The following is a 5,186-nucleotide window of genomic DNA, read 5'->3' as shown; positions in this document are numbered from 1 at the left end:
CGCCGACCTGCTTGTTGATCTGCACCGGCGCGGCCGCCGGCGTCCCGTCGGGTTTGTTCAGGGTGAAGGTGCCTTCGACTGCGATGCGCTGCGTCGAATCCGCCGGCGCCGTCGCCTTGGCGCCATCCGGCAGCGCCGTGCTGTACATGCCGCGCTTTGCCATGATGCTCGGGACATAGGCAGAAGTCTCCGGGTTGCCCCATTTGCCAATGTCCCACCCACCATTGTACGCGCGCAAGGCGTCCTCGACCGTGCCGAACTGCCGCTTGTTTTCATCCATCAGCTCGCGGTGGATCAGCACGGCATCGCGAGGGTCATACGGGTCCAGCTTGCGGCCGAACCGCTTCTCGAGCGAGCGCAACGTCTCGGGCATGACCTGCGCGAGCCCCATTGCGCCAGCCTTGCTGATCGCGTTTGGGTTCCATCCGCTTTCCTGGTCGAACTGCGCGGCGGAGGTGCCCGACGGCAGGCCGAGTCGCCGGTCCGTCTCGGCGAGCTGGGCCATCAGCCAGGAGTCGCCTTTAAGGTTTGCGGTCGAGCCCGGCCCGCCCCTGATGTCGTCCGGCGTGACACCGGCGGGGATGGAGGCGGCAGGCTTGGTCCCAGGCGTATTGCTCGCGTAGGCTTTGCTCGTCATCTCGCGCAGGTCTCGCTTGAGCCGCACGTCCTCGTCGTCCAGGGCCTTCGAGCGCTCGACTGCCAAGTCTCGCACCTTCTGCTCGGCCGCGACCCGCTCGTCGAGCAGCCTCTTGAGCTCAGCACGCCCAGCCTCTTGCTGCCCCGGCGTCATGCCAGCGCCATCCTGGCGGAACTTCTCCCAGGCGGTCTGATGGCGCTCGCGGGCGGCCTGCACCTCTTCCCCGGCCGCCTTGATGCGGTCCTCGTACTGGACACCGATGGATTCCTTGCGCTCGCGCGACTCGGCCTCGAGCATCGCTTTCTGGATGCCCATCGGCCCGACCTTGCCCTTGTCCCCGGCGAGATAAAGGATGCCGGCGCGCATATCAGTGAACAGCGGCACCAGCTTTCCGGCCATCTCCTGCTGCAGGTTGAGTATGCCCACCGTCGCGCGGCGAGTTTCGCTGCCGTCGGTTTTCTCCTGCTCGCGCGAGGCCGTGAGCTTGATGAGTTCGGCGCGCAGGTCGTCGTCGTTGCCGCTCGCCTGGGCGATGCGCAGGCGCTTCTCCTCCTCCACATTGAGCGCATCGATCCCAGTCCGCGAGCGCAGACTTTGCGCCTGCGCGTCGAGCACGTCGCGCCCGCCGCTCTGAATGCGCGCCAGCGCTTCGATTCCAGTCGCTGACAGATTGCGCACGCCAACCCCGGAGCCCTCAAGCGTTTTTTCGATGCCGCCCAGGTCGTTCGGCGACGTCAAGGCCAGCGCCATTGCCTGATTCGTGCCGATGCCGAAGAAGCTCGACATCGCGTTCGCCATCAGGTCCGCCCGGCCGGCGTAGACCTTGCGGAACTGCTCCATCAGCATTTGCAGGTTCGTCGACGACGAGGCGGCAGCGGTGCCCGGAGTCGCCATGCGGTACCGCTCGGCGAAGCGCGCATAGAGCGAACCTGAGCCGAACGTGGCGGAACCGGTTCCGAAGGCGCCCTGCTCCTGCAGTACCTGCGTTTGGATCGGGTCCAGCCCCAGACGGCGGCCAAGTGCCGAATACATGAAGTTCTGGCCGGCCTCGCCGGCGCCGCCGCCGCCCGCGATAGCCGAGTTGACGCGGGACAACAGGTTAGCCGAGCCGGCCACATCCAGGCCCGGCGTGCGCGATCCGACCAGCCCGGACAGCATGCCGGCATATCCGCCGACGTTACCAGTGACCAACCCCAGGCGGGTTTGCTGCGCCGTGTAGGACGCAATGGCCTGCAGCACCTCGTCGGCCTTGGAGAAGGCGCCGGACTTGCCGATGCTCTCGCCGATCATGAGGGCTAACCGGCGGCTCTCCTGCTCGTTGCCGGTAACCTGGAATTGGCGCATCTGCGCGAAGAAGGAATTGCCCGCGCCAGGGTCGAGGCCGAATGACCGGCTGAACCCTCCGCCGATTTGCACCTCGTCAGCCAGTGTCTTGTACTGGCCCGGCGCCATGCCGGAAATCTTCGCAAACTCGGCGCCGAGCTTCTGCCCTTCCTCGAACGTCACGTCGATGGACTTCGACGCCGCGCGCAGGGTGTCGCGCAAGACGTGGAAGCCGACGTTTACGTCGCCCAACGTTCGCTTGAGCGTGTCGTAACCAACGAACTCCCGCTGAGCGTCGCCGACCTTGCCCATGACGGCGCCCATGGCCTTTCCAACGCCGAGCGCGACGATTCCACCGAGCAGACCGGCGAGACCGGCCATTGCCCCACCGGCCATCCCAGCGGACAGCGCGTTATCGGCGACACCTCCGACAGGCCCAGCAGCGCGAAGGCCAGCGGAGACGACGTTGCGCCCAGCCCCGCCCCAGGCAGCACCAGGACCAGGAGGCGGGTTCTGACCGGCGCCACCAGGAGCGGGCCTCGGTGCGGGCGATGGCGCCGCTCCACCAGAGAACCCGCCACCGATGCCAGCCGACACGTACTGGAATGCCCGCTGCATGCGGCGCGCGCGCTCGGCCGGATTGTCGTACATCCGGGCCCAGTCGATGTCGAAGAACCCGGCGCCGCCCTGCCCGGTCGCCTTGAGACGCTGGTTGAACCCGCCAGAAATTTTCTTCAGGCTCTCGAACTGCGCCTGGAGCTGGCGCATGTTGTCGAGCGTCGCCTTGTCGATAGGCTGATATTTCAGCCGGTTCACCTGCGCGATGACCGCGCCCAGCTTGTTGAACTCCTGGGTGAACTTTTGGACAGCCCGCTCTACGTCGGCAGGATCGAACTGCGCCTCGACTGGAATCTTGATGCCGCTCATTTACGTCCCCCTTTGGCAGAACGCCGCGATACGGGGACGCTGAACAGACCACTCCTACGTGCCGGCTTGGCCTTAAAGAGCAGCACTTTTTTCTCACGCCGGCCACGCGCGATTACATCGCATAGCAGATCGAAGCTACTGCGCTGGGGGCGCCCGAGAGCCTTGGAGAGCGCACCATCGATAAGGTGCTCTGCGAATGGCGACTTTTCCGGACTCCGCGAGTCTGGACCCAAGATTCCATAGTGCGGCGCATCGCTTTTTGCGAGCAGCGTACCCGCGCGGCGCACCTCAACGGTCATGTGCCGCGCGTCGGTCGCCAGCCAAACATCGAACCCGTCGCGGGTCGTTTCATATGTGAGTCGAGCCATGCCCGCCTCCTTCAAATAAAAAGCCCCACGGCCGGAGTCCGGCCACGGGGAAAGCGCGGGTGGAGCGCTACTGGTTTGTTCATTTGCCGTTGCCTTTGGACGGCTCTGCGGATTTGTCGGCAGTGCCAAGCATGCCGAGCAAGCTCATGCATGCCGCCAGACAGGCGGCATCGCCGGCGATAGCTCGCTGCACGGCGAGTTTGGTGATCGTGCCCCCATGTCGGATGAGCTCGCGCGCCACGTCCTTGCGCAGTCGGTCCGCCGTGCGAGGGCGGCCGACCGGGTTGCCGGAACGGGCCGGTGCGAAGCAGCGGCCGGGGTTGGATTCGGTAGAGAATTTCATTTCAGTGCTCCCGTGCGGCAGAACCAATCCCACTCCGGCGTCCGGCGGTACACGCTGCCCGGTGTCTTGGCACCGGTGATTTCCACGAGCCGCTTGATACTTTCGAGCAGCTCGGCTTCCTGCGTCGCGATGCTGGCGGAGATGGACCGCACTACGACGTCGCGCTCCAGCGCCGCGATCTCGCCCTCAACGCGCTGGCGAAGCTCGACCGCGCTGGCCGGCTCCACGATGGCGTCGAGCCGAGCCAAGGCGTCGGCCTTCGCGGCACGAAGCGTTTCCAGATCCAGCTCAATGCCGCGAAGCTCGAGCAAGTCGCGGTCGGTCGATTGGTCCGCCGAGCGCAAATCGGCGATAGCGGCGCGCCGGTCCTCGAGCAGGCCGATGCGTTCCGCAATCTGACTGATTTTCTGCGCGGCAACGCTGCGTGCGTCGCGCACCATGCCAACCTCGACGAACAATTCGGCCGACTTCCCGCAAGCTCCGGCAAGTTTCTGCCTGTCGCCATCGGTCAGCTCATGGCCGGCTGCCGTCAGGCGCTCGACGATTTCGCCGCATCGGCGCTCGGCGGCAGCGGCTGCGTCCAGCAAACGGTCTTGTCGTGCGGTATCGATAGCGGCCGCCTCCGCGTCACGTGTCGCCTGCTCGCGCTCGTCGAGCTTCGCCAGCTTGTCGCGCACCCGGTTGGTGTCGGCGCCCACCATCGCCAGGGTGGTGAGTTCGGATTGCAGTTTGGCCCGTTCGACCTGGAATTCATTGCTCATGGATTTTGCTCCGGAATGGCCGCTGATCGACCGTCTGATAGTTATTGTTTTGTCACGACCGAAATTCCGGAAGCGTTTCGGAAGTGCCGGCACGGCGCCGCTGCCGTTCACTGCGCCCTATGAGCGCCCTAAAAAAAATCCGCCGCCCTGAGCGCCAGTCGCTGTAGCGATCTCAGCACTAGGACAACTGATTCCCGATCTGTTGGCCGCTCGCCCGTCTTGCAAATGCGCCGCGTGTTCTGGCAAAGCGCGTGCATCGCCGTGAACGAACCGGCCTATCGAGGAGAACCATCGCAATGACCGCGCGCTATCTCACGCCAGCACAGGTGTCCGAACGGTTCGGAGGCAGAATCGCCGTTCGCACCCTCGCCAACTGGAGATATCTCGGCACGGGCCCGAAGTTCACCCGTCTCGGCGGGCGCATTCTCTACAGGGAAGACGTCCTCGACGAGTGGGAGCAGACCAGGACGGTCGAGAGCACCAGCGAGTATCGGAAATAGAAACGGCGGGGCTAGGTTCAAATCCCAATAAAGCGTGCTCGTCTGCTTCTGCTTCCGGGCCGATTCCGGACATTGGCTACGTCGAGCGGTTTGTCAGAGATGGGCCGATAGTGTTGCAAAACTCCCAAAATGCCAGGCGACCAATTTTCCGCGGAAAGACGACACAAGCGACAATCGCCGATCACTGCAGCTTCAGACGCGTTGCCAGAATCACCTGTGAGTTCGGCGCACGGCGGTGTGGTCCCCCACACAATTATTCACTCGTCGCGCCTACGGCTCGCAGAGCTTGAGTCCCATGCCGCAAAAAGACTTTTGCAACACTATCGG

General features: G+C 64.6%; 6 protein-coding genes. 2 read left to right on the top strand and 4 right to left on the bottom strand.

Annotated elements, in window-relative coordinates:
• The 4 genes from CWO89_RS40450 to CWO89_RS40435 form a co-directional block, all read right to left on the bottom strand.
• The coding region (locus CWO89_RS40450) for a lytic transglycosylase domain-containing protein (RefSeq protein ID WP_130583850.1) at window positions 1-2,887 on the bottom strand (2,887 nt) is incomplete at its 3' end.
• Window positions 2,884-3,255, bottom strand: a complete 372-nt coding sequence (locus tag CWO89_RS40445; protein WP_130583849.1) for a hypothetical protein — start codon at window positions 3,253-3,255, stop codon at window positions 2,884-2,886. The genes CWO89_RS40450 and CWO89_RS40445, both read right to left, overlap by 4 nt.
• A gap of 79 nt (window positions 3,256-3,334) precedes the next feature.
• Complete coding sequence (locus tag CWO89_RS40440; protein ID WP_130583848.1) at window positions 3,335-3,598, bottom strand: hypothetical protein; 264 nt, start codon at window positions 3,596-3,598, stop codon at window positions 3,335-3,337.
• Window positions 3,595-4,359, bottom strand: coding sequence for a hypothetical protein (locus CWO89_RS40435; RefSeq protein ID WP_130583847.1), 765 nt, complete (start codon window positions 4,357-4,359; stop codon window positions 3,595-3,597). Before CWO89_RS40435 ends, CWO89_RS40440 begins: the two co-directional genes overlap by 4 nt.
• On the opposite strand from CWO89_RS40435, the gene CWO89_RS46420 reads away from it, so the two are divergent.
• Window positions 4,358-4,510, top strand: a complete 153-nt coding sequence (locus tag CWO89_RS46420) for a hypothetical protein (RefSeq protein WP_165421527.1) — start codon at window positions 4,358-4,360, stop codon at window positions 4,508-4,510. The two genes, CWO89_RS40435 and CWO89_RS46420, sit on opposite strands and share 2 nt — an antisense overlap.
• Window positions 4,511-4,655: 145 nt before the next feature.
• Window positions 4,656-4,859 carry a helix-turn-helix transcriptional regulator gene (locus CWO89_RS40430; RefSeq protein ID WP_130583846.1) on the top strand — a complete coding sequence of 68 codons (204 nt, stop codon included), beginning with the start codon at window positions 4,656-4,658 and terminating at the stop codon, window positions 4,857-4,859.
• The last annotated feature ends 327 nt before the right edge of the window (window positions 4,860-5,186 follow it).

The organism is Bradyrhizobium sp. Leo170 (assembly GCF_004296405.1).
In the GTDB taxonomy this organism is placed as follows: Bacteria; Pseudomonadota; Alphaproteobacteria; order Rhizobiales; family Xanthobacteraceae; genus Bradyrhizobium.
This window is presented reverse-complemented; position numbering and strand designations above follow the sequence as displayed.